The sequence below is a fragment of the Microvirga sp. VF16 genome, from assembly GCF_016864375.1.
Classification (GTDB): Bacteria; Pseudomonadota; Alphaproteobacteria; order Rhizobiales; family Beijerinckiaceae; genus Microvirga.
In genome coordinates this window covers 5,040,996-5,066,329 of record NZ_CP069354.1, presented here as the reverse complement: position 1 = coordinate 5,066,329, position 25,334 = coordinate 5,040,996, and the positions used below count along the sequence as shown (strand labels likewise).

General features: G+C 61.1%; 21 protein-coding genes. 16 read left to right on the top strand and 5 right to left on the bottom strand.

The genetic code is table 11. The features are described 5' to 3' along the window. Nucleotides 1–18 precede the first annotated feature (18 nt). Nucleotides 19–2,190 (bottom strand): EAL domain-containing protein, encoded by a 2,172-nt coding sequence (locus JO965_RS23875; protein WP_203441420.1) that lies wholly within the window; start codon nt 2,188–2,190, stop codon nt 19–21. 559 nt (nt 2,191–2,749) lie between these two features. Between JO965_RS23875 and JO965_RS23870 the strand changes: the two genes are divergently transcribed. Continuing rightward, nucleotides 2,750–3,709: a crotonase/enoyl-CoA hydratase family protein gene (locus JO965_RS23870; RefSeq protein ID WP_246776665.1), complete on the top strand. Its 960-nt coding sequence runs from the start codon at nt 2,750–2,752 to the stop codon at nt 3,707–3,709. Between the two features lie 1,652 nt (nt 3,710–5,361). Next, nucleotides 5,362–5,790: a tetratricopeptide repeat protein gene (locus JO965_RS23865; protein WP_203441418.1), complete on the top strand. Its 429-nt coding sequence runs from the start codon at nt 5,362–5,364 to the stop codon at nt 5,788–5,790. A 291-nt stretch (nt 5,791–6,081) separates the two neighbouring features. On the opposite strand, the gene JO965_RS23860 is transcribed toward JO965_RS23865, so the two are convergent. From JO965_RS23860 to JO965_RS23845, 4 genes are all read right to left on the bottom strand, one after another. Then, a complete protein-coding gene (locus JO965_RS23860) occupies nt 6,082–8,952 on the bottom strand; it encodes an ATP-dependent Clp protease ATP-binding subunit (RefSeq protein WP_203441417.1) in 2,871 nt (956 codons plus the stop codon). A gap of 311 nt (nt 8,953–9,263) precedes the next feature. Next, a complete protein-coding gene (locus JO965_RS23855; RefSeq protein ID WP_203441416.1) occupies nt 9,264–10,610 on the bottom strand; it encodes an NAD(P)/FAD-dependent oxidoreductase in 1,347 nt (448 codons plus the stop codon). 692 nt (nt 10,611–11,302) lie between these two features. Continuing rightward, the gene (locus JO965_RS23850) at nt 11,303–12,508 is read right to left on the bottom strand and encodes a pyridoxal phosphate-dependent aminotransferase (RefSeq protein ID WP_203444330.1); all 1,206 of its coding nucleotides are present in this window, start codon (nt 12,506–12,508) and stop codon (nt 11,303–11,305) included. A gap of 189 nt (nt 12,509–12,697) precedes the next feature. Continuing rightward, entirely contained in the window at nt 12,698–13,363 is a 666-nt protein-coding gene (locus JO965_RS23845) for an RraA family protein (protein ID WP_203441415.1), read from the bottom strand. A gap of 149 nt (nt 13,364–13,512) precedes the next feature. Here JO965_RS23845 and nac point away from each other — a divergent pair, with 149 nt between their 5' ends. From nac to JO965_RS23775, 14 genes are all read left to right on the top strand, one after another. Beyond that, nucleotides 13,513–14,454 carry a nitrogen assimilation transcriptional regulator NAC gene (gene nac, locus JO965_RS23840; RefSeq protein WP_203441414.1) on the top strand — a complete coding sequence of 314 codons (942 nt, stop codon included), beginning with the start codon at nt 13,513–13,515 and terminating at the stop codon, nt 14,452–14,454. Between the two features lie 102 nt (nt 14,455–14,556). Then, entirely contained in the window at nt 14,557–15,009 is a 453-nt protein-coding gene (locus tag JO965_RS23835; protein ID WP_203441413.1) for an acetyl-CoA carboxylase biotin carboxyl carrier protein subunit, read from the top strand. Between the two features lie 6 nt (nt 15,010–15,015). Further along, a complete protein-coding gene (gene accC, locus JO965_RS23830; protein WP_203441412.1) occupies nt 15,016–16,368 on the top strand; it encodes an acetyl-CoA carboxylase biotin carboxylase subunit in 1,353 nt (450 codons plus the stop codon). Beyond that, the gene (pxpB, locus tag JO965_RS23825; RefSeq protein WP_203441411.1) at nt 16,365–17,024 is read left to right on the top strand and encodes a 5-oxoprolinase subunit PxpB; all 660 of its coding nucleotides are present in this window, start codon (nt 16,365–16,367) and stop codon (nt 17,022–17,024) included. Before accC ends, pxpB begins: the two co-directional genes overlap by 4 nt. Next, a complete protein-coding gene (locus JO965_RS23820) occupies nt 17,021–18,013 on the top strand; it encodes a biotin-dependent carboxyltransferase family protein (RefSeq protein WP_203441410.1) in 993 nt (330 codons plus the stop codon). Before pxpB ends, JO965_RS23820 begins: the two co-directional genes overlap by 4 nt. Continuing rightward, on the top strand, nt 18,010–18,423 hold the full coding sequence (locus JO965_RS23815) for a biotin/lipoyl-containing protein (RefSeq protein ID WP_203441409.1): 414 nt from the start codon (nt 18,010–18,012) through the stop codon (nt 18,421–18,423). Before JO965_RS23820 ends, JO965_RS23815 begins: the two co-directional genes overlap by 4 nt. Before the next feature lie 12 nt (nt 18,424–18,435). Beyond that, complete coding sequence (locus JO965_RS23810) at nt 18,436–19,200, top strand: LamB/YcsF family protein (RefSeq protein WP_203441408.1); 765 nt, start codon at nt 18,436–18,438, stop codon at nt 19,198–19,200. Nucleotides 19,201–19,307: 107 nt separating this feature from the next. Continuing rightward, complete coding sequence (locus tag JO965_RS23805; protein ID WP_203441407.1) at nt 19,308–20,078, top strand: SDR family oxidoreductase; 771 nt, start codon at nt 19,308–19,310, stop codon at nt 20,076–20,078. A gap of 6 nt (nt 20,079–20,084) precedes the next feature. Then, the gene (locus JO965_RS23800; RefSeq protein WP_203441406.1) at nt 20,085–20,786 is read left to right on the top strand and encodes an amino acid ABC transporter permease; all 702 of its coding nucleotides are present in this window, start codon (nt 20,085–20,087) and stop codon (nt 20,784–20,786) included. 3 nt (nt 20,787–20,789) lie between these two features. Next, entirely contained in the window at nt 20,790–21,545 is a 756-nt protein-coding gene (locus JO965_RS23795) for an amino acid ABC transporter permease (protein ID WP_203441405.1), read from the top strand. 32 nt (nt 21,546–21,577) lie between these two features. Beyond that, nucleotides 21,578–22,309: an amino acid ABC transporter ATP-binding protein gene (locus JO965_RS23790; protein ID WP_203441404.1), complete on the top strand. Its 732-nt coding sequence runs from the start codon at nt 21,578–21,580 to the stop codon at nt 22,307–22,309. A 35-nt stretch (nt 22,310–22,344) separates the two neighbouring features. After that, nucleotides 22,345–23,187, top strand: a complete 843-nt coding sequence (locus JO965_RS23785; protein WP_203441403.1) for an ABC transporter substrate-binding protein — start codon at nt 22,345–22,347, stop codon at nt 23,185–23,187. Between the two features lie 310 nt (nt 23,188–23,497). Continuing rightward, nucleotides 23,498–24,262 (top strand): SDR family oxidoreductase, encoded by a 765-nt coding sequence (locus JO965_RS23780; RefSeq protein ID WP_203441402.1) that lies wholly within the window; start codon nt 23,498–23,500, stop codon nt 24,260–24,262. Nucleotides 24,263–24,384: 122 nt separating this feature from the next. Next, the gene (locus tag JO965_RS23775; RefSeq protein ID WP_203439846.1) at nt 24,385–25,326 is read left to right on the top strand and encodes a 2-hydroxyacid dehydrogenase; all 942 of its coding nucleotides are present in this window, start codon (nt 24,385–24,387) and stop codon (nt 25,324–25,326) included. Nucleotides 25,327–25,334 lie beyond the last annotated feature (8 nt).

Below are 25,334 nucleotides of genomic sequence, written 5' to 3'. Positions count from 1 at the left end.
GTGATAGGATACTGGCTATCACGAGCTCTGGACCTTCTTGGGCGGCACGCTCTGCTTCGGCAGCAGGTATCGGGGATTCTCCTTGAGCAAGGACTCGAAGAGATCGGTCGGTATGGGGCGACTGAACAGATAGCCTTGAGCCTCGTCACAGGCATGATTGAGGAGGCATGTGAGCTGAGGGTTGGTTTCGACGCCCTCCGCAACCACTTTCAGCTCGAGGCTTTGGGCCAGGGAGATGATCGCCCTGACAATGGCTTCGTCGCGGCTCCCTGCCAGGAGGCTCGAGATGAACGAGCGATCGATCTTCAACGTGTCGACAGCGAAATTCTTCAGGTAGCTGAGAGAGGAGAAGCCCACTCCAAAATCGTCGATCGCGAGCCGCACTCCAAGCTTCTTGAGTCTCTGAAGAACCTGCTTGGTTCGTTCGACGTCCTTGAGAAGGCTGCCCTCGGTGAGTTCGAGTTCAAGGGACTCTGGATTCAGATTGGTCTCCCTAAGGGTGTCCTCGACGAGCTGGACGATATCCTGGCGGAGAAATTGGACGGGCGACAGGTTGACTGAGATCCGGAGCGGACCGTATCCGAGGTTCTGCCACGCCGCAGCCTGAGTACAGGCCTTCTTGAGCACCCACGCGCCGATCTCGTTGATCAGCCCGGTCTCTTCCGCAATATTGATGAATGCGTTGGGAGAGGTGAGGCCGAATTCCGGCCTGATCCATCGCAAGAGCGCTTCTGCGCCTGCAATCGATCCTGTCTCCAGATCGATCTGGGGCTGATAGTGAAGCTCGAACTGTTCCTGAGCAATTGCCTTGCGTAGATCGGTCTCCAGGCCGATGTTGTTCCAGGAGATACTGTCCATTTCGGGCGAGTAGAAGCGCAGCGTGTTCCTCCCCTCAGCCTTGGCCCGGTACATGGACAGGTCGGCGTACCGGAGGAGCTTCTCGGCATCCTGGCTGTCGCGAGGCGCCAACGTGATTCCGATCGTGCAGCCTATTCTGATCTCGGTCTCTTCAAGGAGGAATGGTGCGGACAGGGAATCGATAATCTTGCGGGCGAGTTCTTCCGCATCGTCCGGAGATTCGGTGTTCGCCTGCACGACGACGAACTCGTCGCCCGACATTCTTGCGACGAGGTCGTTGCTCGAAACGGTTCCAAGAAGGCGGCTCGTCACCAACTGCAGCATGCGATCGCCCCCGGCGTGGCCGAGGGCATCATTAACCGTCTTGAAGCGATCGAGGTCGATCAGGAGGATTGCAAACCGGGTCTCTTCGCTGGAGAGCTCCTGTTGGATCCAATCGTAGAGCATTCTCCGATTGGGAAGATCGGTCAGCGTGTCATGCAGCGCAATATGCCGCAAGGTGCTTTCAGCCTGCTTTCGCTCGGTGATGTCGACCGACGTCGTCAGAACGCTGGTTTCGGTGCCTGAAAACGCGCGCATCGATGTCTTGGTCGTCAGAAAGGCACGTTCATCCCCGAAGATGTCGGAAATACTCTCCTCAAAGCTCACGGAGGTTCGCTGATCCTTGACGATGGAACCGTGAACCTGTCGGCCGAACTCCGGCTTGCTGCTCCGCAGAACATCGCTCATCAGTTTTCCCGTCAGAGCTTCCGGAGTGGAATTGACGAAGTCGGCAAAGTGGGCGTTCACGAAGACGATGCGACTGTCCTTGTCGGCTGCGCTGATCAATGCCGGCACGGTATCGATCACCCGGGCCAGAGCCTCCCGGCTGCTGCGGACCAGTTCCTCCTGAGAGCGTTCGCTGATACGGAGTTGATGCTCGAGAGCCTGGGCGCGGCCTTTGATCTGCTGTTGCTGCCGCTGCAGCTTGAGCAGATTGCGGGCCCGGGTGACGAATTCATAATGATCGACAGGGGATCGCAGGAAGTCCGTAGCCCCTGCTTCCAGGGCGCGAAGCCGGAAGGCTCTGTCATCATAGGCAGTGATGACGATGATCGGAACATCGATGCCATTGGTATTGGCCCGGACATGTTTGGTGAATTCCGCGCCGTCCATGACGGGCATTCGAAAGTCGGTAACGATCAGGTCAGGAGCGTTGCCCTCGAGCCATTCGAGTGCCTCCACCGGTGATGCAAAGGCATGCACCACCGCTCCGTCTTCGATCTTTTGAGCGAGCCGGGAATAGATGTTGCGGTTGGTGCCTTTGTCGTCGAGGATCAGAATAACTGCCATGTGTTGCCCCCCGGCATCCCCCAGTCTGTCAGCTCGATCTATGCTCTGGAGTCGGTGAACCTCCTCAGTGATCGACGGTGGCGTTTAACCTGCTTCGTTGCTGTCATTCCGTGGGTCGTGCGGCGTGTCCTAGCGCAAGTGCCGTTTCATCCCTTTCGTGAGATCATATTCGTTCGCAGGTACGCCACGGTATCTTGTTGCTCTGTTGCATAAGATCAGCATGACGTTTGCATCGAACATTTATATCGCAATTACGTAGGGAATGTATCCTGCTTTGCTTGATCGTTTATGGATTTGGTTAATCCAGTATTTTCTGTATCAGGCAATAAAGCTCTTAGGTATCAAGTAATCAGGCTGTCTCTGATTGTTTAAGTTTCTAAGAGGCAGGCATCATTAACCAAGCTTCTCGACAAATCTTCCTAGGTACTATCCACTAGGCTGTTAAAAGATCATTATCCTTAAGGAAGGTTGCCTCCGACAGGTGCGCACCGCTCGACGGCGAGATGAAGCTCGCCGTGCTGATGAATTCTCTATGATGGAGAGCAGGATGCTATCCCCGTTGGCCAAAGCCGATGACCATCTCTTTTCTGACGTTCAATCTGTCGGCGATCTAGAAATATCGACTCCTGCAACTCCGACGCGGAGGCCCGCAATCGAGTCGACGCAATCCGACCCAACCAAGCTTCTCCTGCCGTATATCGACGTCAAACTTGACTTCGAGCAGAAGATCTATTGGGCGGCCATGCGTCCGAGCCAGCATCCGATGATCACGATGGAGCTTCTGCGGGACATGATGTGTGTGCAGGAATCCGTGCGCGCGATCATGGAAGAGGGAAACCGTGAACAATGTCGGCACCTGGAGTACTTCGTTGCCGCATCCCAGACACCAGGTGTCTATAACTTCGGCGGAAATCTGGCTTACTTTGCCGATTGCATCCGACGCAGGGATCGTGAGGGACTGAGGGACTACGCCTATGCGTGCATCGATGTGGTCTATGGAAATGCAATGGCCTTTCATACGCCACTGATCACGATTGCGCTGGTGCAAGGCGATGCGCTGGGCGGTGGATTCGAATGCGCACTCTCGTTTGATGTTCTTGTCGCGGAGAAAAGCGCGAGAATGGGCCTGCCGGAGGTGCTGTTCAATCTGTTCCCTGGAATGGGGGCATACAGCTTCCTGTCCCGCAAGATCGGTATGGCATCTGCCGAGAAACTCATCATGAGCGGGAAGGTCTATAGCGCAGAAGAACTGCATCATCTCGGTGTCGTTGATGTTCTTGCTGAAGACGGCCAGGGAGAAAACACGGTGCGGGATTACATCGCTCGCAACAGGCGCAGGCATAACGCTCACAGCGCCATCTATCGCTCGAAGAGGAGGATCGACCCCTTAAAGTATGAAGAGCTGCAGGATATCGTCGATATCTGGCTGGATGCTGCAATGAAGCTGAGTGAGCAGGATCTGCGGATGATGAAGCGCCTTGTCGCAGCGCAAGAACGCCGCTTGGATAGACAGGAATAATGGGAGTGTGTCGTGCGGCTTAGGTGCTCCCTTCCTTGATAAGCGCAATGCCAAAGCAGCCAAGTGCTTGTCGCAGTTTCGAGTTAGAGCATCGGACCTAAAAGTGGATTCCGCTTTTAGGTCCGATGCTTCTTTCGTTGACTGGCGCATCGTTCGAGGCGGAAAACCGGATCCACTTTTCATTGGCGTGGCCCTTCGGGTCGTTGACGCGGCCCTCTGGGTCCACACGATGCACTACTATGACGATGCTCCTTGAAGATCGAATCGAGCCGTGAGTTATCTGCTCACGAGGCATCAATTGAGAGTGGCCAAGGCCTTCGGATCAGGCTTGGGATTTGTTCCTCTGGGCTCGCTTCGAGAGCGTCGGATAGGGGGCTGTGCGGAAGTTCGATAGCACCTACAGTATCCACCCAATTGAAACGTGGGCGTAGAGAAAGAAAAGACGGAAGGTCTGGAAACGGGATCGAGATCGAGCTTTCAGCAGCGATCTGCTCTTGTGGAGACGGAGGCAGAGACAGTTCAGCCGGCTCCGGTAGTGGAGGCATCGAAGCCTCCACTGGAAAACTCGGCTCGGCGGGATCGGGTGGCAGTGGCATTGCGGCCTCCGAGGGCGCTGCCGGCATAGTAGATGGAAGTGGCTCCGATGGCGGTTCGCTGATTGGCGGCGTTGAGGGGAATGTCGGTTCAGCAGGTTCCGGGGATGGCGGCATCAGCGCTGCGACCGGGAAGTTAGGCTCGGCAGGCTCCGGGGGCGGAAGCGCCACAACCGCGGGCGGGTCGTGCGAGACTGAGGACACCTCTGGCTGTGGCGATACTTGTGGCTGTGGCGATACTTGCGGTCGCGGAGCCTGAGGTTCGAGCGCCTGCTGTGGATTCACGCTTGCGCTTGGAGTGATCTGACGGGAGCGAATAGCTGAACGCTTTCTGGCATCCTCTGCCATCGTCTCAGCCTGACGCCTCACCTCCACATTGGCGGGTCGTGGCTTGGATGCAGCTTTCGGTGGAGGAGGCTGGGGTATAACAGCGGGATTCACCATTCTTTCAGCGCAGGATGCTGTGATCCAACTCAAAGTAAGGGCGGTAAACATCCCAAACTTACGCATGCCCTCGCGTCCTCCCCTGATCAGCTTATCAGATTAGCGAAGAAAAACCATTCAGAGGAGGTCCCGCGTCAATTCGCGCTCTGAATGAACAAGATTATCTGAAAGTAGTTGCAGAATGCCCGTTGCATCAACTGGCATTTGAGTTTCGTCCGCGAGCCCCGTCTTGGATTATGCGGTGATACACGAACTCGAATGTCTCGAACATCTTCCTTCCTGTCACACGAATTCAGCTATGGGATAGGATCATTGAAAATGTGGTTCCTTCGATTATTAGGCATGGTCACGCATCCGGTGATCGAGACACTATCGGCATTGGCATCGAGCTTGCCGCTAGACCTGACTGCATCCGTAATCCACGCAATATTTTCCCATGGAGCAGGTGGGCGATAAGCTTGCGGGCGGCGAGAGAGAGGTGCCCGCCTGCTGCCCTCGCCGCGAAAGAGCGGTTTTCCTGCTGGAGCGGGCAATCACGCTCGATCCGGATTACGCGGAGGCGCACCGCTGGCTGGCGCTGATCTGTGGCTGGGCTGGGAGTTCTGGGATGAACCGATGGAGTCCTGCGCACGGTCCCTTGCCGAAGCGCAACAGGCGGCAGCGCTCGATCCCAACGATGCTGGGAACCGGCGAGTGCTGGGCATCCTCTTGGGCCATGGGCGCCGCTGGGCCGAGGCGGACGTGGAATTCGACGACGCCCTTGAACTGGACCCGAACCACGCCGACGCCTGGGCGATGCGCGCAGATCTGGCGACACTTGGCGGCCAGCCCGCCGAGGGCATCGAGCTGGTTCGCAAGGCTCTCCGGCTCAACCCGCATCCGCCCGGCTGGTACTACTGGCAATTGGGACAGGCCCAGTACGCAATCCGCGACTACGAGGCGGCGGTCCACACGCTGCACCGGCCTGAAACCTATCGCACGACCTCACGCCGCCTGCTTACCGCGAGCCTGGCGCAGCTTGGCCGTCTGGATGAGGCGCGCTAGGAGACAGATCTGTTCATGATGAGCAACCCGAAGTTCACGATCCGGCACTGGGCTGACACCCAGCCCTTCCGGGACGATGACCTGCGGCGGCATTTTCTGGAAGGATACCGCCTGGCTGGGCTTCCGGAGTGATGTGGGTGCCGATGTAAGCGCCGCGTCCAGCCCATTGTAGGGCACACTAACCCATGTCTCGCCCTTGTCCCGGCTGACCGCATGACCGAGAGGAACACCGGTAGCAGAGTCCGCTTGTCTCGTGAACCGTTGCCGCTTTGGATCAGATGGCTTTGCTTCCTACTCGGCGGCCGTGCGTCCTTCATCGGTGGCTTTGCGCTGAGCAGTCCGGTCGACTTCGACGGTGTCAGGGGCCTCCTTCTTGGCTTCTCCGCGATCCTGCTCGGCGGCTTGCGCTCCGGGCTGCGGTTCCAGCAACACCTTCCGCTGCTCGCTGTCCCAACGCGCGATGACCCGGTCGCCTTCATGAACCTCATTTGCAAGCATCGCGCGGGCGAGTTGGGTTTCAAGCTCCGAGCGGATCAGGCGTCGCAATTCGCGGGCGCCGAATTCCGGACGGAATCCCGCTGCCGCGAGATGGTCGAGAAGAGTAGCGTCGACGACGAGATCGACTCCCTGGCCATGGGCCGTGCGCTTGACCCGTTCGAGCTGGAGCTCGACGATGGAACGGATCTCGCTGCGCGACAGGGCATGGAAGACGATGATCTCGTCGATACGGTTGATGAATTCCGGCCGGAAGTGCCCGCGCAAGACTTCCATCAATTCGCGCTTGAGCTTCGCCTGATCGTCCTCGGCCGTGCCGCGCAGGTTGAGATGGCGCTGAATGATGTCGGAGCCGAGATTGCTCGTCGCAATGATGACGGTGTTGGTGAAATCGACCACGCGGCCCTTGCCGTCGGTCAGGCGGCCGTCATCGAACACCTGGAGTAGGACGTTGTAGACATCCGGATGCGCCTTCTCGATCTCGTCGAGGAGCACCACGGAATAGGGCCGCCGCCGCACGCGCTCGGTGAGCTGTCCGCCTTCCTCGTAGCCGACATAGCCGGGCGGTGCGCCGATAAGTCGGGCGACCGCATGGCGCTCCATGTATTCCGACATGTCGAGGCGGATCATCGCGTCCTCGTCGCCGAAGACCGTCTCGGCGAGGGCTTTGGCGAGCTCGGTCTTGCCGACACCGGTCGGGCCGAGGAACAGGAAGGTCGCGATGGGACGGCGGCCTTCGCGCAGTCCAGCCCGCGCCAGCCGGACGGCATCGCTGACCGCCCGGATGGCCTCCTCCTGGCCGATGACGCGCTTGTGCAGGCGCTCTTCCATCTTCACAAGGCGCTGGCGCTCCTCGGTCGTGAGCTCGTTGACTGGCACGCCGGTGAGCTTCGACACCACCTGCGCGATTTGCTCGGTGCGCACCTCGGTCGAGGCCGAGCTGCGCTCCCGCCGCCACCGCTCCATGGCCTCCTGCAGGTCCTTGTTGCGGGCATCGTGCCGCGCCTGGATTTCGGATGCGCGGTCGAAAAGCTTGCGGGACGAGGCGTAATCCTGCTCCCGCTTTAGCTGGCGAACCTCCGCCTCCATTTCCTGCACGTCGATGGGCCGGGCGGTCGCCGAGATTTTGACGCGCGCGGCGGCCTGGTCGATCAGGTCGATGGCCTTATCCGGCAGGAAGCGCCCCGTGATGTAGCGGTCGGAGAGTTCCGCCGCCGCGATGATGGCCTCGTCCGTGATGGTGACCTTGTGGTGCGCTTCCAGCGTGTCCCGCAGGCCGCGCAGGATCATGATCGTCTGCGCGACCGTCGGTTCGGGCACAAACACCGGCTGAAAGCGGCGCTCCAGGGCGGCATCCTTCTCGATGTGCTTCTGGTATTCGTTGAGCGTCGTCGCACCGATCAGGTTGAGTTCGCCACGGGCGAGCGCAGGCTTGAACACATTGGCGATATCGAGCCCGCCTTCGCCGCCGCCTTGGCCGGCGCCGACGATGGTGTGGATCTCATCGATGAACAGGACGAGCTCGTCTTCGCGCTCGGTGACCTCCTTGAGGATCTGCTGGACGCGCTCCTCGAACTCGCCGCGATATTTGGAGCCGGCCACCATGGAGTTGATCGACAGCTCGACGAGGCGTTTGTCTCGCAGGCTCTCGGGCACTTCGCCCGCGATTATGCGTTGGGCAAGACCTTCGACGATGGCCGTCTTGCCGACGCCCGGCTCGCCGATGAGGACCGGGTTGTTCTTCTTACGCCGTGCGAGGACTTCGATAGTGGTTTCGATTTCCTGTGCGCGGCCAATCACGGGGTCGAGCTTACCCTCGCGGGCGAGCTTGGTGAGATCGCGGGAATATTTGTCGAGATTGGGCGTATTGGTGGGTGTATCGACCCGTCCTTCCTCGGCGCCGTGCCCGACGACCTTGGCCACCTGCTGGCGGATGGCCTGGGGCGTGAGGCCATAGCGGGCCAAGACATCGGGCCCGATGCCTTCGCCCTCTTCGGCCAGACCGATGAGCAGGTGCTCCGGCCCGACATAGGAATGGCCGAACTCGCTCGAGACGGAGAAGGCGCGGGAGAGGGCGCTCTTCACGCGGGGAGAAACGCCGATCTCGCCGCCTTCTTCCGGATTGAAATCGCCACGCGGGCTCTCCGCAACGATCTGGTTGCGCAGATCGTCGAGAGAAACCTTGAACTGTTCGAGAATGGTGCGGACGACGTCGCTTTCGGTGAGTGCCAGGAGCAGATGCTCGGTATCAACCTCGCGGCGCCCGAAATCGCCGGCCCGCCGGGCGGCCGATTGCAGGATCTCCTCCGCATGTTCGCTCAGGCGCTCGGCGACGCCCGCCGCTGCGCCGCGTCCGCGGGCCCGTCCGCGGCCTGATCTGGCAGGTGTCGAGGGGCCTTCGTCTCGGGCCTCGGAAGCGTCCTCTGGCCGGCTGCGGCTTCCTGCCGATGGGCTGCCGCCGAAGAAGTCATCGGAGAAGAAGTCGTCGAACAAGCTGCCTCGTCCGCCGAAGAGGGATTCCAGCGGCGAGCTCGACCGTTGCTGGCGAGCCAGACGCCGGTAATCGACGTCGCAGAGTTCCATGATTTGCCGCTGGCCGTTGCGGACAACCTGTGCTCGAACGGTTGCGGGCCGGATTCCACAAATGTCACACAATCCATCCGCCATGGCCTTGCCTTCATGCTGGCTGTTTCGTGCGGTGGCAGACGTCGTTCCATCGTTGACGCTTCACCTTGGCGCACGACTTCGGCGTGATCATCCATCGTTAGCAGTCGTCCCGGTCGATACGCGGACCGGGTGATCCCTGAGGGAGAGTACGCACTCGCTCGACAATTCGCCCTGGAGCCGTCGCCAGGTTTGGGTTGAAAAATGCTCACAGAGAAGCCGGCTTGGCGATCATTATAGGGGCCGTCACGACAGGGACAATGAGCGGCCCAGGCGGACCGAGGCGGTCCTCATCGCCGCTCCGCCCTGTCAGCTCACGGTCGATCATCGCCAGGTTGCCGCCTCTGGATGACCTCGGCTGGCGGGCTCATCTTCTCCGTCTGCTCTTTCTGTACCGTCTTGCGGGCCTGCGCGCTGTCGATGATGAGGCGGGCGCCGCGCTGATAGGTCAGGTAGTTCCAGAACCAGTTCAAAGCGACCGCGGCCCGGTTGCGCAGGCCGATCAAGAAATAGACATGGGCGATGCCCCAGAACCACCAACCGACAAGCCCCTTCAGGTGAAAGCGGTCGAGCTTCACCACGGCAGCCTTGCGCCCGATCGTGGCGAGGTCTCCCTGGTGGCGATAATGGAACGGTCCCGGAACGGGCCTGTTCGCGACTTTTGCGGCAATGACATCGGCCACATAGCGCCCCATCTGCTTCGCTGCTGGAGCGATGCCGGGTACCGGCTTTCCGGCTGTGCCATCGACCACCGCTGCGGTATCGCCGATCACGAAGATCTCGGGCCTGCCCGGCACCGTCAGATCCGGTGCGACCTTCACCCGTCCGGCGCGGTCTGCCTCCACCCCCAGCCATTCGGCAGCCGGGGAGGCCACCACGCCTGCGGCCCAGATGATCGTGCCGGTCTCGATGCGCTCGCCATCGAGATCGACCCCGCCCTCATTGCAGTTCGTGACCGAGGCCTGAGTGCGGACTTCGACGCCCATCTTCTCCAGAGCTTTGCGCGCATAGGCCGACAGGTCTTCGGGAAAGGCCGGCAGCAGGCGCGGTCCCGCCTCGATCAGGATCACACGGGCGGCATGCGGATCGATCCGGCGAAATTCGGCCGGAAGGGCGTGGTGAGCGACTTCCGCGATGGCTCCGGCCATCTCGACGCCTGTCGGCCCGCCGCCCACGACCACGAAGGTGAGCAGACGGCTCTGCTCGTCATAGTCGTTGGTCAACTCGGCATGCTCGAACGCCAGCAGAACCTTGCGGCGGATCTCGGTCGCATCCTCCATCTGCTTCAATCCCGGAGCGACGGAGGCCCATTCCGGATGCCCGAAGTAGGAGTGCGTCGCGCCTGTCGCGAGAACGAGGTAGTCGTAAGTGACCGTCAAAGATCCTGCATGGACGACACGCGCATTGGCATCGATCCCGGTCACATTCGCCAGGAGCACGGTCGCGTTTTTCTGCCGCTTGAGGATGCCGCGGATCGGCCAGGCGATATCGGCAGGCGACAGAGCCGCCGTGGCGACCTGGTAGAGCAGGGGCTGGAAATAATGGTAATTGTGCCGGTCGATGATCGTCACATCGACAGGAGCGCGGGCCAACGATTGTGCAACCGTCAGTCCCCCAAACCCCGCTCCGACGATCGTGACCCTTGCTCTGCCAGCGATCATGATGTCCCCGCTACCGCTGCATCGGATACCACCAATGTTTGCAGGGAGAGTTTAACGGGCCAGAATGGGACCTGGATGTGTGCGGACAGCGCCAGCAGCCCTGTTCCGAGGAGGATGAGTGTAGCAGTGCGCAGGGCAATGCTTCCTGCCGTTCGTGGCCACAGTCGGTCCAGTGGCGTTGCCGGGGCGGCTATGGTGGTCATCTATCAGCTCCTTGAGTATTGGCGACCTCTCTACGTAACGAGGAAGCTTTGCCAGGGTGAGGCTTTAGAATGATATGTATCCTGTTTACACTGGTCCTTGTGTGGAACTGAAAGTGTAAGCACTTTGTGTGGCAGTTCCATTTAGCGTAGCGACTGTATGCGATCGATTTTTATTCGAAGCCGTCAGTACGGGTCCATCAGTGTTGACAAGCGAAAACGAGTTTGCAGTAGAACCAATGACCCTGGTGTGGGTAAGCCACTCGGATTTCACCATCTGCACATGAGCTTTCTCGGACCTCGATCGAGGTATGGCAGTGAGGTCGAAGCCATCGAGCCGCTGCTTTTGGAGCAAAGTGGGGCATCCTGCTACATTACGTCAGCTTACGTTTATCGTCGATTTGCATCGTGGTGCGAACGGTAGCTCAGACGAACCAGGGACATATCCCCTGATGCAACAAAGCGTCCTGAAGATCGCCCTGAATAGGCTCCTTATGATCGCAACCCTTCGCAGAAGCGCGAGATGCGTCGGCACCCCTCCTTCAACGTTTCTGTATCGGTGGCATAGGAAATCCTGAAGTAGGGGCTCATCCCATATGCGCTACCTTGTACCGTCGCGACATGCTGCTCCTCCAACAGGGCTGAGACAAAGTCGGTGTCGGAGTCAATGCGCCGTCCCCATTCAGTCTTCTTGCCGATGCAGCCGGCGATGTTTGGATACACGTAGAACGCACCCTCGGGCTTGTGACAGGTGATACCCGGAATCTCATTGAGGAGCTTGACGACTAGGTCACGCCGCTCGCGGTAGACGTCGGCACGCTCTTTCAGAAGATCCTGGGGGCCGTCAAGGACAGCGACCGCTGCGGCTTGACTCAAAGTGCAGATTCCACCCGTCGCTTGCCCGTGGACATTGTTCATTGCTGCAATCAGGTCTTTCGGGCCACCGCAGTAGCCGACACGCCAGCCGGTCATGGCATAGGCCTTCGAGGCACCGTTCACGGTCAGCACGCGATCCCAAAGCTTGGGCTCGACCTCGGCGATCGTGCAGAACTCGAAGCCATCATAGGTGAGATGTTCGTAGATATCGTCGGTCAGGATCCAGACGTGAGGGTGCTTTAACATGACATCGGCAATCGCGCGCATCTCGGAGCGCGTGCAGGCCGCACCAGTCGGGTTGTTGGGGAAGTTCAGAATGAGCCATTTGGTGCTTGGCGTAATCGCAGCATCCAGATCCTCGGCGCGAAGCTTGAAATGATTGTTCTCAGGGCAGGGGATGGAAACGGGCGTCGCTTCGGCCAGGAACGCGATATCGGCATACGTGATCCAACCAGGAGCGGGGATGACGACTTCGTCGCCAGGGTTGCAGGTCGCGAGAAGTGCGTTGAAGATGATCTGCTTGCCGCCGTTGGCAACCAGGATCTCATCGAGCGCATAGTCCAAGTTATTCTCGCGCTTGAACTTGCGCTGAACGGCGGCCCTCAAAGCCGCGGTGCCCGGCTGAGCGGGATACTTGGTGTCTCCGGCCAGTGCGGCTTGGTGGGCAGCCTCAATCGCATGCTGCGGCGTCGGGAAATCAGGCTCACCCGATGACAGGCTGACGATCTGAACGCCCTGAGAGCGAAGCTCACGTGCTTTGTCCGTCATGGCTGCGGATGCGGAAACCTTCACGTTGTCGAGACGGCTTGCGAGTTGAGGCATCATCGTGGTCCTTGTTAATCCTGCCTTTAGGCAAAGGCGGCCGTTGCCGGCGCCTGCTTCGCGAGAAATCCTGCAGCGTCAGCCATTGGGGGAATTCATGTCGCATGCCTCGATGGATGAAGCCGCCACGCGGACGCTCTCGTCAGCATCTCGGATTGGGCTTCGTCATTCCCGATCCGAGAAGAGGCGTCACAAGTTGATGCTGCGTGCTTCCAGCGCGTCGACAAACGAGCGGTCCCATCTGCCGTCTCTGATCGCCTGCATGGTCTCTTCTTCCTTCTGCTTCTGAAGGAGAGCCTTCTCGATAACGGTCGGCGCTTCCTCGCGAGAGAGCACGACAAGTCCGTCCTGATCGCCGACGACGATGTCGCCGGGGCGTACTGCCATCCCGCCCACAGATACAGGGACATTGATCGCCCCGGGACCGTCCTTGTACGGGCCTCGGTGATTGACGCCTCTGGCGTAGACGGGGAAAGGACGCTCGCGGATCTCGGCGACGTCGCGGATGGCACCATCGAGGACCATCCCGGCCAAGCCCACGCTTGCGGCATAGAATGTCATGATTCCGCCGACGAGCGCATTGGCGATGTCGCCATCGGCGTCGACCACGAGCACATCGCCGGGCCTGCAGATATCGAATGCCCGCAGAATGGCCAAGTTATCTCCGGCGCGCGTGCGCACCGTCACCGCCGTGCCGGCCAGCGGGGCAGGGTGATGATAGGGCTGAAGCCCGGTGCTGCCACGGTTGCGCTGCAGCTGATCGCTGAGGAGTGCGACCGGAATTTGTTTCAGGGTTGCAATGAGCTCTGGATCGGCCGACAGAGCCGACGGGTGTTTCCTGATGCTATTTGTCATTGTTCAGCTCACGGATCTCTGATCGATCCTTGACAGCTAGCGGGACGCCCGGAGTCTAGCCAAGACAAGTTCGGTCTGCCAACATAGGAAAATCTTATGGCTCGCGTGTAGGAGGAGCCCGGCTCATGTCCGGTGGCGGTGATCGGATAATGAATCTCAAACGCCTCCAGTATTTCGTGAAGATCGTCGACATCGGCAATCTGACACAGGCGGCAGATGTCCTGCATGTGGCTCAGCCGGCGCTGAGCCAGCAATTGGCAACCCTGGAATCCGAAGTCCGTCAGCAACTCCTCGTTCGCACGCCGCGGGGCGTGACGCCGACGGAGGCCGGCAAGGTCCTGTATCGCCACGCTCAGCTCATTCTCCGGCAATGCGATCAGGCGCGCGTCGACATGAGGGCGGCCGGAGAGGGTATTTCCGGCGCCGTTTCCGTGGGCCTCGCGCCCGGCACCGCCGCCGCTGGCCTTGCCATGCCTCTGCTGATTGCCACAAGGAACCGTCATCCCGGCGTCGTGCTCTATCTCAACGAGACCTACGGAACCACGCTTTCGGAACTCGTCATGAACGGCAGAATGGATCTGGCCGTGCTGTATGGCGGGGGACAATCGGTGCATGGGCTCATGTTCCAACCGCTCCTGCGCGAGGCCCTTTATCTAGTGGGTCCCGGCAGCATCCCGGCCCCATCGGACCCCGTGCCTCTCGAACGGATCGGCGAAATGGACCTCTTCCTGCCTCGGCCCTACAATGTGGTCCGCAAGGTCGTCGACGCTGCGTGCGCAGGCATTGGACTGGTTCCTCGCGTCGTCGCCGAAATCGAGTCGGCGAGCACGCTGGCATCCGTCATCGCCGCAGGAATGGGCGTGACGATCCTGCCCGGCTCGATGGCGAGGCAGGTCGTGGAGACCACATCGGCATGGCATGCGCGGATCATTGATCCGGCCATCGAGGTGCCCCTGGCACTGTGCCAATCCGATCACCTCCCACTTTCGGAGCCGGCTGCCGCGATCAGGCAGATTTTGCTGGAACTCGTTCGGGAACTGCCCGGCAACATGCTGTTGTCTCAAGACGAAAGCGTCCTGAGGAGAGCATAAGCTGCTCTTATGGGCACAGAGACAATCTGTCTTGGCCTCCCTTTTGGGCGACTGCTAGCGTCACGGATATAGGCCCGTCACGGTGACGGACCGGTGATCCCCATGACGCTTGACGAGATCAAAGCTGCAATCGATGCGATGAACGCATCCGACCTTGTTGAGGTGGAGATCAGCAAGGATGGTTGGACCCTGCGGCTGACGCGGGACACAGGGACCGCCGTGCCCTCTACCAGCGGAGCCGAGCCCAGATCCAATGCGGCGCCGATGCGCCCGGAAGCCCCTCGTCGCGAGCCGACGCCCTCCGCCAAACCCCCATCGTCGAAGAACGATGTCAGCGCTCCCTTGTCCGGGATCGTCTATCTCGGCCCTTCGCCGGATGCGCCCCCCTTCGTGGCCGTCGGTCAGGCCGTCACGACCGGAACCACGCTCTGCACCGTTGAAGCCATGAAGATGTTCAATCCCGTGACGGCCGAACGGGACGGCGTGGTCGAGGCCGTATTCGTCACGACCGGCGACGAGGTCGCAGCTGGCCAGCCCCTCTTGCGGATCGTCTGAGCGCCCATGTTCGACACTGTCCTCATAGCCAATCGCGGCGAAATTGCCCTTCGGATCCAGCGGGCCTGCCGAACGCTTGGTCTGCGGACGGTCGCCGTCTATTCGCAAGCCGATCGAGATGCCCCCCATGTCAGGCATGCGGACACCGCCGTGTGCATCGGGCCAGCTCCCGCAGGAAAGAGCTATCTCGATGGTGCCGCGATTCTGCTCGCAGCAGAGGCGACGGGCGCACAGGCGATTCATCCCGGATACGGATTCCTGTCCGAGAATGCCGCCTTTGCCGAGAGCGTCGCGCGATCGGGCCTGACGTTCATCGGCCCAAGCCCAGAATGCATTCGCACCATGGGGGACAAGGTTGCGGCCAAGCGCGCCATGCGCGAAGCGAACGTGCCGTGCGTGCCCGGCTCGGAAGGAGCTTTGCCCGACGATATCGAGGCCTTGCAGGCCGTTGCCGGTGAGATCGGCTTCCCGTTGATCCTCAAGGCGGCAGGCGGCGGGGGTGGCCGCGGCATGCGGGTCGTCAGAGCACGCTCGGAGCTTGCTGATGCATTCGCGCTCGTGCGCGAGGAAGCACGTCGGGCCTTCGGCAATCCGGAGATCTATGCCGAAAAGTTCCTCGAACATCCGCGCCACGTGGAGATCCAGGTATTGGCGGATGGCAATGGCACCGCGCTCTGGCTCGGCAGCCGCGATTGCTCACTCCAGCGTCGCCATCAGAAGGTCTTGGAGGAAGCACCGGCTCCGGGTCTGCCTGTCGACCTCGTCGCGAGGATTGGCGAGCGCTGCGTCGAGGCCTGCCGTCGGATCGGCTACCAGGGCGTCGGCACCTTCGAGTTCCTGGTTGAGCAAGGGGAATTCTTCTTCATCGAGATGAATACGCGGGTGCAGGTCGAGCACCCCGTCACCGAGGCGACGACCGGAATCGACATCGTGGCGGAAGGCATTCGGGTTGCGCGGGGCGAAGCCCTCACCCTGACCCAAGCCGATATAGGCTGCCATGGTCACGCCTTCGAATGCCGGATCAATGCAGAAGACCCCGACAGCTTCGCACCCTCCCCGGGGCAGGTCACGCGGTTCGATGTTCCTGGCGGCCCTGGCGTCAGGGTCGACAGTCACATCGCCGCAGGAGCGACCGTTCCGCCTTACTACGACTCGATGATCGCCAAGCTCATTGTGCACGGGCAGACCCGGCACGAGGCGCTGGCGCGGTTGAGGGTGGCACTGTCCGAGATGAAGGTCGACGGTGTTGCCACGAATCTTGCCTTGCACAAGAGGATCGTGGACGAGCCCGGCTTCATCAAGGGCGGGTTTGATATCCACTACCTTGAGCAAATGCTGAAAGCCGGGGCCCCCGCATGATCGTCAAGGAGCCTCAGATCAGCTTGCTGGGCACCAGAGCGCTTCTCTTCGAAGCGCCCGGTGAGACCAGCCTGACGACGCAACGGCGGATTTGGTCGCTCGCCCGTGAGGTGGGGACCTGGCCGGAGGTGAGCGAAGCCGTGCCGGGCGTCAACAATCTCCTCGTCAGCTTTTTGGCGCCGCCGCGGACGCTTGCGCCGATCGAGATGCGTCTGCAATCCGCCTGGGACACAGCGACGCCGATGATCCTGCAGGGCCGCACGATCGAATTGCCGGTCGTCTATGGCGGGGAAGGGGGGCCGCACATGGCGGATGTCGTCGCCCATACCGGCCTGTGCCCAGAGGAGATCGCGGAGATCCATGCCAGCCCGCTTTACCCGGTCTATGCGATTGGAAGCCATCCGGGCTATTGCTATCTCGGCGGCATGGACGCACGCATCGCAACACCGCGCAGAAAAGTGCCGGTGCTGAAGCTTCCGGGCGGCGCCGTATCGATCGGAGGGTCGCAGACCGGCGTGTCGGCTTCGGCGGGGCCCAGCGGCTGGAACACGATCGGCACGACATTGACATCGTTCTTCGATGCGACACGTAATCCACCTGTCCTGCTGCAGCCGGGTGACAGCATTCGCTTCCGCATCGTCGAGGTGGTTCGATGATGGAGATTCTCTCAAGGAGCGCTCTCACGACCATACAAGATCTTGGACGCTTCGGCGCTTTGAAATGGGGCGTCGGCACAGCCGGTGCGATGGACGGCCTCGCGCTTGCCTGCGGCAATCTTCTGCTCGGCAACGGTGAGGACACCGCTGCGATCGAGATCCAGGTCTTTCCTTTCGAAGCTCGGTTCGACCGTGAAACAGAGATCGCATTGACCGGTGCAACGTGCGAGGCAACGATCGATGGGAGGGCCATCCTTCCTTGGTCGAGCGTCCGAGCGAAAGCCGGCTCGGTGCTGCGCCTTGGACTGACGAGATCCGCCCGTTGGCGGGGATCCCGTGCCTACGTCTGCGTGGCAGGCGGCATCGATGTTCCCATCGTCCTAGGATCACGGTCCACGCAATTGCGCGGATCCATCGGCGGTCTTGGGGGACGGGCGCTGCGGCAGGGAGACAAACTGCCTTTCGGCGAGCCCAACGGCGCGCGCCGCGCGTCGGATGGGATCAGCATTGTGCCGCCGGCATTCGCGTTGCCGCTGATGCTGGATGGCCTGCCGGCGGTCCGGGTTCTGCCGGCCGCTGAATACCACTGCTTCAAGCCCGAGTCCCAGAGCGATCTGTGGCTGAAGCCGTGGAAGGTGACGCCTCAGAGCGACCGCTACGGATATCGCCTGTCCGGCCCTGTTCTTGAGCCCATTGCTCCCATGGAGCTGCGCTCGCATGGCATCGTTCCCGGGGTCATTCAGGTGCCGCACGGCGGCCAGCCGATCGTGCAGATGTGCGACGCTCAGCCCTCCGGCGGATATCCGAAGATCGGAACCGTCATCGAGGCGGATCTCTGGCGGCTCGGGCAAGCCCCGATCGGCAGTTCCATCCGCTTCATCGAGACAGACTGGGATGGGGCGCTGCACGCCCTCGACGAAATCTCGCAATGGCTGTCCGATGTGGCGCGGTGTCTTGATCTTGCGGGAGCCCGGAGCGTGAGCTCATGAAGATCTCAGACATCCCACAAATTGCAGCCTGGATTTCCGAAGCGGGGATCGCGACATACGAGCTCATAGGGCCGGATTATCGCATCTGCCTGAGGCGCAGTGTTAAGGCTCGAAGCAAGCGCGTTGTGTCGGCGGGCTCCGTACGGGATGCAGCCGTTCCGGCAAAAGGCCAATCTGATGTCATCGGCTCGCCGGGTGTGGGGCTTTTCCTGCATGCTCACCCTGTCCAAGAGACCGCGCTGGTGGAGCCGAACGAGCCAGTCGCGACCGGTCAGCTGCTGGGGCTTCTGCAGGTCGGACCCATTCTCCTACCTGTCGTCTCCCCGCGCGATGGGATTGTGGCCTCGATCGTTGCGCCGGACTGCTCGCTCGTCGGCTATGGCGATCCGCTCGTCGCATTGAAGCCTTAGGGGAGCCAACCGATGCAAATCGATCTCAATGCAGACCTTGCCGAGGGTTACGGCCAGTGGCGTATCGGTGACGACGATGCCCTGCTGGATGTGCTGTCGTCTGCGAACCTTGCCTGCGGCTTTCACGCGGGCGATCCTCTTATTATGGAGAAAACCGTCAAGGCAGCTCTGCAACGCGGCGTCGATGTCGGTGCGCATGTCGGCTTTCCCGACAAGCAGGGGTTCGGACGACGGCCGATGCAGATCGACTCGGACGAATTGGCTGCGATGGTGATCTATCAGCTCGGAGCACTTGAGGGCATCGCGCGCGCTGTGGGGCACAGAATGACCCACATGAGCTTCCATGGGGCGCTCGGGAACATGGCTGCCGCGGATTCCGCTGTTGCCGCGCCCCTCGTTGCCGCGGTCGCACGCTTCAATCCTGAGCTGATCATCGTTTCCTCAACGAGCCAGGCTATTGAGGATGCGGCGACCTCCTGCGGCCTGCGTGTCGCGACCACCTTTCTCGCGGACCGTGCCTACGACAGGTCAGGTCTTCTCGTGCCGCGCCGGCTGCCGAACTCCGTCATTCACAATGAGGCCAAGGTTCTGGAGCGGGTGCGACAGATTCTCCGGCAGGGGACCGTTACAACGTACGAAGGCGAGGATCTGCCGATGCGTCCTCACAGCGTTCTGCTGCATGGGGACACCCCGGGCGCCTTGTCGCTGGCTCGCAAGATCCGCATGGAAATCGAGCAGGCGGGTGGGAAGGTCGTGCCCGTCTCCCATCTGGCATAGTCCGGCTTCGGCACGGCAAGATAAGAACAGCTTATCGCCACAAACACAAACGGTCTTGGCGTCGGCCGGCTAACTTCTCCTAAGTTATTTCAACAGCGAGGACACTCATGCCCTTCTCTGATTACAAGACAGCTCTCGTGACCGGCGCTTCTTCGGGAATTGGCGCCGCCGTGGTCGAGCGGTTCCGCCGCGAAGGCTTGGAGGTCCATGCGATCGCCCGCAGTCGAGAGCCGCTGGAGCGCCTTGCCGAAAGGACCGGATGCATCACTCACGTCATCGATGTGACCGATCGCGAAAAGCTCGCCCGCCTCGCGGAGACGGTCCAGTTCGACATCCTGGTCAACAATGCGGGCGTCGATCGCCCCAAGAAATTCCTCGAGGCTGATCCCGAGGACATCGACCTGCTCGTCGACGTGAACACGCGGGCCGTGCTCCATCTCTGCCGGCTCATCGTTCCCGGCATGGTGGCGCGAGATCGCGGTCACGTCATCAACATCTCGTCGATCGCCGGTGCCTATAACTTCGGCGGAAACTCGACCTATCATGCGACCAAAGCCGCGATCAGCATGCTTTCCAGCCAGCTGCGGATTGACGCCTTCGGGCACCGGGTCCGTGTTACGGAGATCTGTCCCGGACGCGTCGCAACCGATATCTTTGCGCACGTCCATGGCGACACGCCCGAGATCCGGGAGCGCTTCATCGAAGGCTTTGAACTGCCGGAGGCGGCTGACATTGCCGAGGCCATCGCGTTCGCCGTTGCGGCGCCCGTGTCCATGAATGTGGGTCACATGGAGATCACTCCGACCCTTCAAGTCCTCGGTGGTCTCCAAACCGCTCGTCCGGCCGCCAGAGATGGCCAACCGTCCAAGACGGGTTAAGCTGCAATGACCGGGTTCGATCTTATCACGATTTTAACGAACCCGAACTTCGGGCTCATGCTCCTCCATGGGATGGAGATGACCTTTGTGATCGCAGCCGGGTCATGGCTCCTCGCCATGAGCCTCGCAATGCTGCTTCTGATCATTCGGCTGACCCCGAGCCGCCTCGCTGATCGCGCCGTTGCAGCCTACGTCTCTTACCACCGCAATGTTCCGACACTGGTGCAGCTCATGCTGTGGTATTTCGGAATATCGAGTCTCCTGCCCGAAGCGCTGCAATACTGGCTCTCCGACCATGGTGCGGAAGCCATTTTTGCTATCGTTGCACTTGGGCTGTGTCAGGCGGCCTATTTCAGCGAGGATCTGCGCTCCGGCATCCGTTCCGTGCCGGCCGGGCAATCCGAGGCTGCCCGCGCCCTTGGCCACAGCTTCGTCGGCACGATGCGCTATGTGCTCATGCCGCAAGCGTTTCGCAACGCTTTGCCGGCTCTCGTCAATCACAGCGTCTCCCTATTCAAGAACAGCAGCCTTGCGATGGCGATTGGGGTTGCCGAGCTCACTCACGCCGTCAAGGAAATCGAGAGCCAGAGCTTCAGAACCTTCGAAGCCTACCTGATTGCAACCATCGCGTACCTGATCTGCTCTCTGCTGATCATGTCGGTCGGAGCTGCACTCGGCCGGCAGGCAGCCTTGAAGGGAGGGCGCTGACCGATGCTCTGGGACATCCTCTCCATCATTCAGGATAACTGGCTTCTTCTGCTGATCGGCCAATACCCTAATGGGCCGCTTGGAGGTCTAGCTGCGACCCTGATCCTTTCCGTGCTCAGCATCGCTCTCGCGTTCCCGCTCAGCGTGCTGCTTGCACTCGCCAGGCTGTCCCAATCGCCATTCTTGCTCTGGCCGTCTACCGCGCTTGTCTATATCGCGCGAGGCGTTCCGCTTCTGATGCTGATCCTGTGGGTCTACTTCATGGTTCCACTGCTTGTCGGCGCGAATATACCCGGGTTCGTGACGATGCTCGTGACCCTGGTCCTTTATGAGGCCGCGTTTCTGAGCGAGGTCGTGCGAGCCGGGATTGCCGCCCTTGGCCGCGGTCAGATGGATGCGGCGCGTGCCCTCGGCCACAGCTATCTTGGGGCGATGTGGTACGTCATCCTGCCACAGGCTCTCTACAACATGCTGCCCAGCATCCTCAGCCAGTTCGTCTCGACGATCAAGGAAACGACTCTGGGATACGTGATCAACGTTCCGGAACTCACCTTTGCGGCCAATCAGATCAACAATCGCCTCCTCACGAAGCCATTCGAGGTCTTCTTCATCCTGGCGATCGTATACTACCTCGTCTGCTGGACACTGTCCTACGCCGCGACCGTTCTGGAGCGACGCATCGCGCGCAAGCGAGCTGGAACGAGTGCCGGTCCGGTACCCGTCACAATGCAACCTCAAACACTTACGGCTGAGCCATGAGCACTGTGCGTCCGTCCGCGGGAGGCCCACCAATGATCCGCTTTTCGAACGTCCGCAAGAATTACGGGAGTTTTCAGGCGCTTGACGACATCAACGCTGAGGTAGCGCGGAGCGAGGTCGTGGTGGTCTGCGGGCCGTCAGGCTCGGGAAAGTCGACGTTGATCAGAACCGTCAACCGGCTCGAAGAGATCCAGTCCGGTTCAATTATCTTCGACGGCCAGGATGTGCATGCCAAGATGCGCAGCAAGGAGCTCAACCATCTTCGAAGCCGCATCGGATTTGTGTTTCAGAGCTTCAACCTCTTTCCGCATCTCTCGGCGCTCGACAACGTCACTCTGTCGCCCGTCACGGTGAACGGCGTCAAGCGGGAGGTTGCCCGCGAGAAGGCAATGCAGCTTCTTGATCGCGTGGGCCTCGCCGCAAAGGCCGGCTCCTATCCGGGCCAGCTGTCCGGTGGCCAACAGCAGCGTGTCGCCATTGCCCGGGCGCTCGCCATGGAGCCGCCGGCGATGCTGTTCGATGAGCCCACCAGCGCCCTCGATCCCGAGATGGTGGGCGAGGTGCTCGCCGTGATGAAGGCCCTGGCGGCGGATGGCATGACAATGATGTGCGTCACTCACGAGATGGGGTTCGCACGTGAAGTTGCGGATCGCGTCTGGTTCATGGACGGAGGCCGCATTCTTGAGGAGGCCGATCCCGAGAGCTTTTTCTCGCGGCCTCAGCACCCTCGGGCGCAGCGCTTCCTATCGGATCTGCGCCACTGATCGACCAGCCAAAAATAAAACCAGAGGAGAAGGACATGTCACTGAAATTGCTTAAACTCAGCCTCGCTGTCACTGCGCTCGGCATCGCGGCGATTGCCCCCGCGAGCGCCGATCAGCTTGCCGACATCATGGTTCGCAAGGAGCTTCGCTGCGGCACCTATGCGGACGTGCCGCCGTTCTCGGCTCCGGATCCGAAGACGCGCGAGCTGGTAGGCTTCGATGTCGATCTGTGCAAGGGGATCGCCAAGCGATGGGGCGTCGAGGCAAAGCTTACGCCGCTGTCCGTCGAGGCACGCGTGCCGGAGGTGAAGCTCGGTCGCGTCGATCTGACGATTGCGAACCTCGCTTACACCCTAAGCCGCGCTGAACAGATCCAGTATAGTGATCCTTACTATATGGCCAAGGAAATGCTGGCCGTGAAGGCGAGCGATCCGGCAACGTCGAAGGCCGACTTCAAGGGTAAGCGACTTGCTTCAACGAAGGGATCAACCTCTGAGCTCGCCATCAAGATGAACGGATCCGAGCCGCTGACGTTCCAGGACACGGGCTCAGCGTTCATGGCGGTTCAACAGAACAAGGCGCTCGGCATGGTCGCAAATACCATGACGATCACGAAGCTCGTCAACGAGTCGAAGACGCGCGGCGTTGAGCTGAAGATGATCCAGGAACCCATGGTCTTGCAGCCAACGGGCATCGGCATGAAGAAGGACGAGCCTGCCCTGCTGGCAAAGGTCAACGAAACCCTCAGAGCAATGGATGAGGCCGGTGAAATCAATGCGGCCTGGGACAAATGGCTCGGGCCAAACACTGAGTTCAAGATGACGCGGACCGACAAGGTCACACCCCTGACCGAGCTGAAGTTCGAGCCAATTCCCTAAAATCTGGTACGTCCGTTCGCTCTTGGCGAACCTTCCCGCCGGCTTGCGTCAAGCGAGCCGGCGTTTGCTTTTGCGATGCCGCTTCGCCCTTGAGTCCCCATTCGCCCCTTGAGCGAAGGCGCATACTCCGCCTCCGACTCATGCGATCACAGTGCCATAAGGAAAAGCTATGGCTACAGATTGTAGTTGTCTTTGTCGAACCGGTTTTCTGAGCCTAACTTTGCAAGCCATCCGGCCATGAGGAAATGGCTGGGATAAACGACAAACTACATCTGACATTCCATCGCGCTTGATGATTGAGAAGGTTTTCATGGTGTCTTCGTTGTTTTCTCTTTCCGGGCGGCGTGCGGTTGTGACGGGCTCGTCGCAGGGCATTGGCTTTGCGTTGGCCAGGGGCTTGGCGGAGCACGGCGCGGCGGTGGTTCTCAACGGCCGCGACCCGGGCAAGATCGAGGCCGCGGCCGCCGACCTGGCGGCGGCGGGCCACACGGTCTCGACGGCGATCTTCGACGTGACCTCGGCAGAAGCGGTCCGGGACGGGATCGCGGCCATCGAAGACGAGGGCCCGATCGACATCCTGATCAACAACGCCGGCATGCAGTTCCGCACCCCGCTCGAGGACTTTCCCGTCGAGCGCTGGGAGCAGCTGCTCGCCACCAACATCTCCAGCGTGTTCTATGTCGGCCAGGCGGTCGCCCGGCCCATGATCGCCCGCGGGCGCGGCAAGATCATCAACATCGCCTCGGTGCAGAGCGAGCTCGCCCGGCCCGGGATCGCGCCGTATACGGCGACCAAGGGGGCGGTGAAGAACCTGACCCGCGGCATGTGCGCGGACTGGGCCAGGCACGGCCTGCAGGTCAACGCCATCGCGCCGGGCTACTTCAAGACGCCGCTCAACCGGGCCCTCGTCGACAACCCGGAGTTCTCGCGCTGGCTCGAGCAGCGCACGCCGGCGGCCCGCTGGGGCAACGTGGACGAACTGATCGGTGCAGCGGTGTTCCTCGCCAGCGATGCCGCCTCGTTCGTCAACGGGCACACGCTCTACGTCGATGGCGGCATCACCACCTGCCTGTGACGCGACGACCCGCTCCATGCTTACCGTCATGACGGGCCCAGATCCCCGTCCGATCAACGATCGCGGCTGCGCCTGAAGCACGCCGCAGCCCGCCAAAAAGCCGACCTGGGAGAACGCTCACCATGACCAAGCCCGAGATCCTGCTGATGGGGCCGTATCCGGCCTGGGACCTGGACGGCCTCGAGAACACCTACACGGTGCACAGGCTCTGGGAGGCGGCCGACCGGGCGGCCTTTCTCAAGGATGTCGGCGCCAACGTCAGGGCCATCGCCACCCGCGGCGAGATCGGCGCCTCGGCCGAACTCATGACGGCACTGCCGCGGCTCGAGATCGTCGCCTGCTATGGCGTCGGCACCGATGCCATCGACCTGTCGCACGCCAGGGCGAACGGCATCCGCGTCACCAACACGCCCAACGTCCTGACCGCCGACGTGGCCGATATCGGCGTCGGGCTGCTGCTGGCGGTGGCCCGCCAGATCCCGCAGGCCGACGCTTATGTCCGGGACGGACGCTGGCGCAACGCCAACATGCATCTCGTCACCCGCGTCCACGGCAAGAATGTGGGCATCGTCGGCATGGGCCGCATCGGCGTCGAGGTCGCCAAGCGCCTGACCGCGTTCGATTGTCCGATCGCCTATTGCGACGTCGCCCAGCGATCCGACCTGCCGTATACCTTCGTGCCTGATTTGGTTGTCCTGGCCGAGCAGTCCGAGTTCCTGATCGTCACCCTGGCGGGCGGTGCCAGCACGCAAAAGATCATCACCGCCGATATCCTGCAGGCGTTGGGGCGCGATGGCATCCTGATCAACGTCTCACGCGGCTCGACCGTCGATGAGGCCGCCCTGCTCGATGCGCTCGAGCGCAACGTCATCAAGGGCGCCGGCCTCGATGTGTTCTGGAACGAGCCGGCCATCGACGAGCGCTTCCTGACGCTGGAGAACGTCGTCCTGCAGCCGCATCACGCCTCGGGCACCGTGGAAACACGCCAGGCCATGGGCCAGCTCGTGCGCGACAACCTCGCGGCGCATTTTGCCCGTCAGCCGCTGCTCACGCCCGTCATCTGAAGGATTGC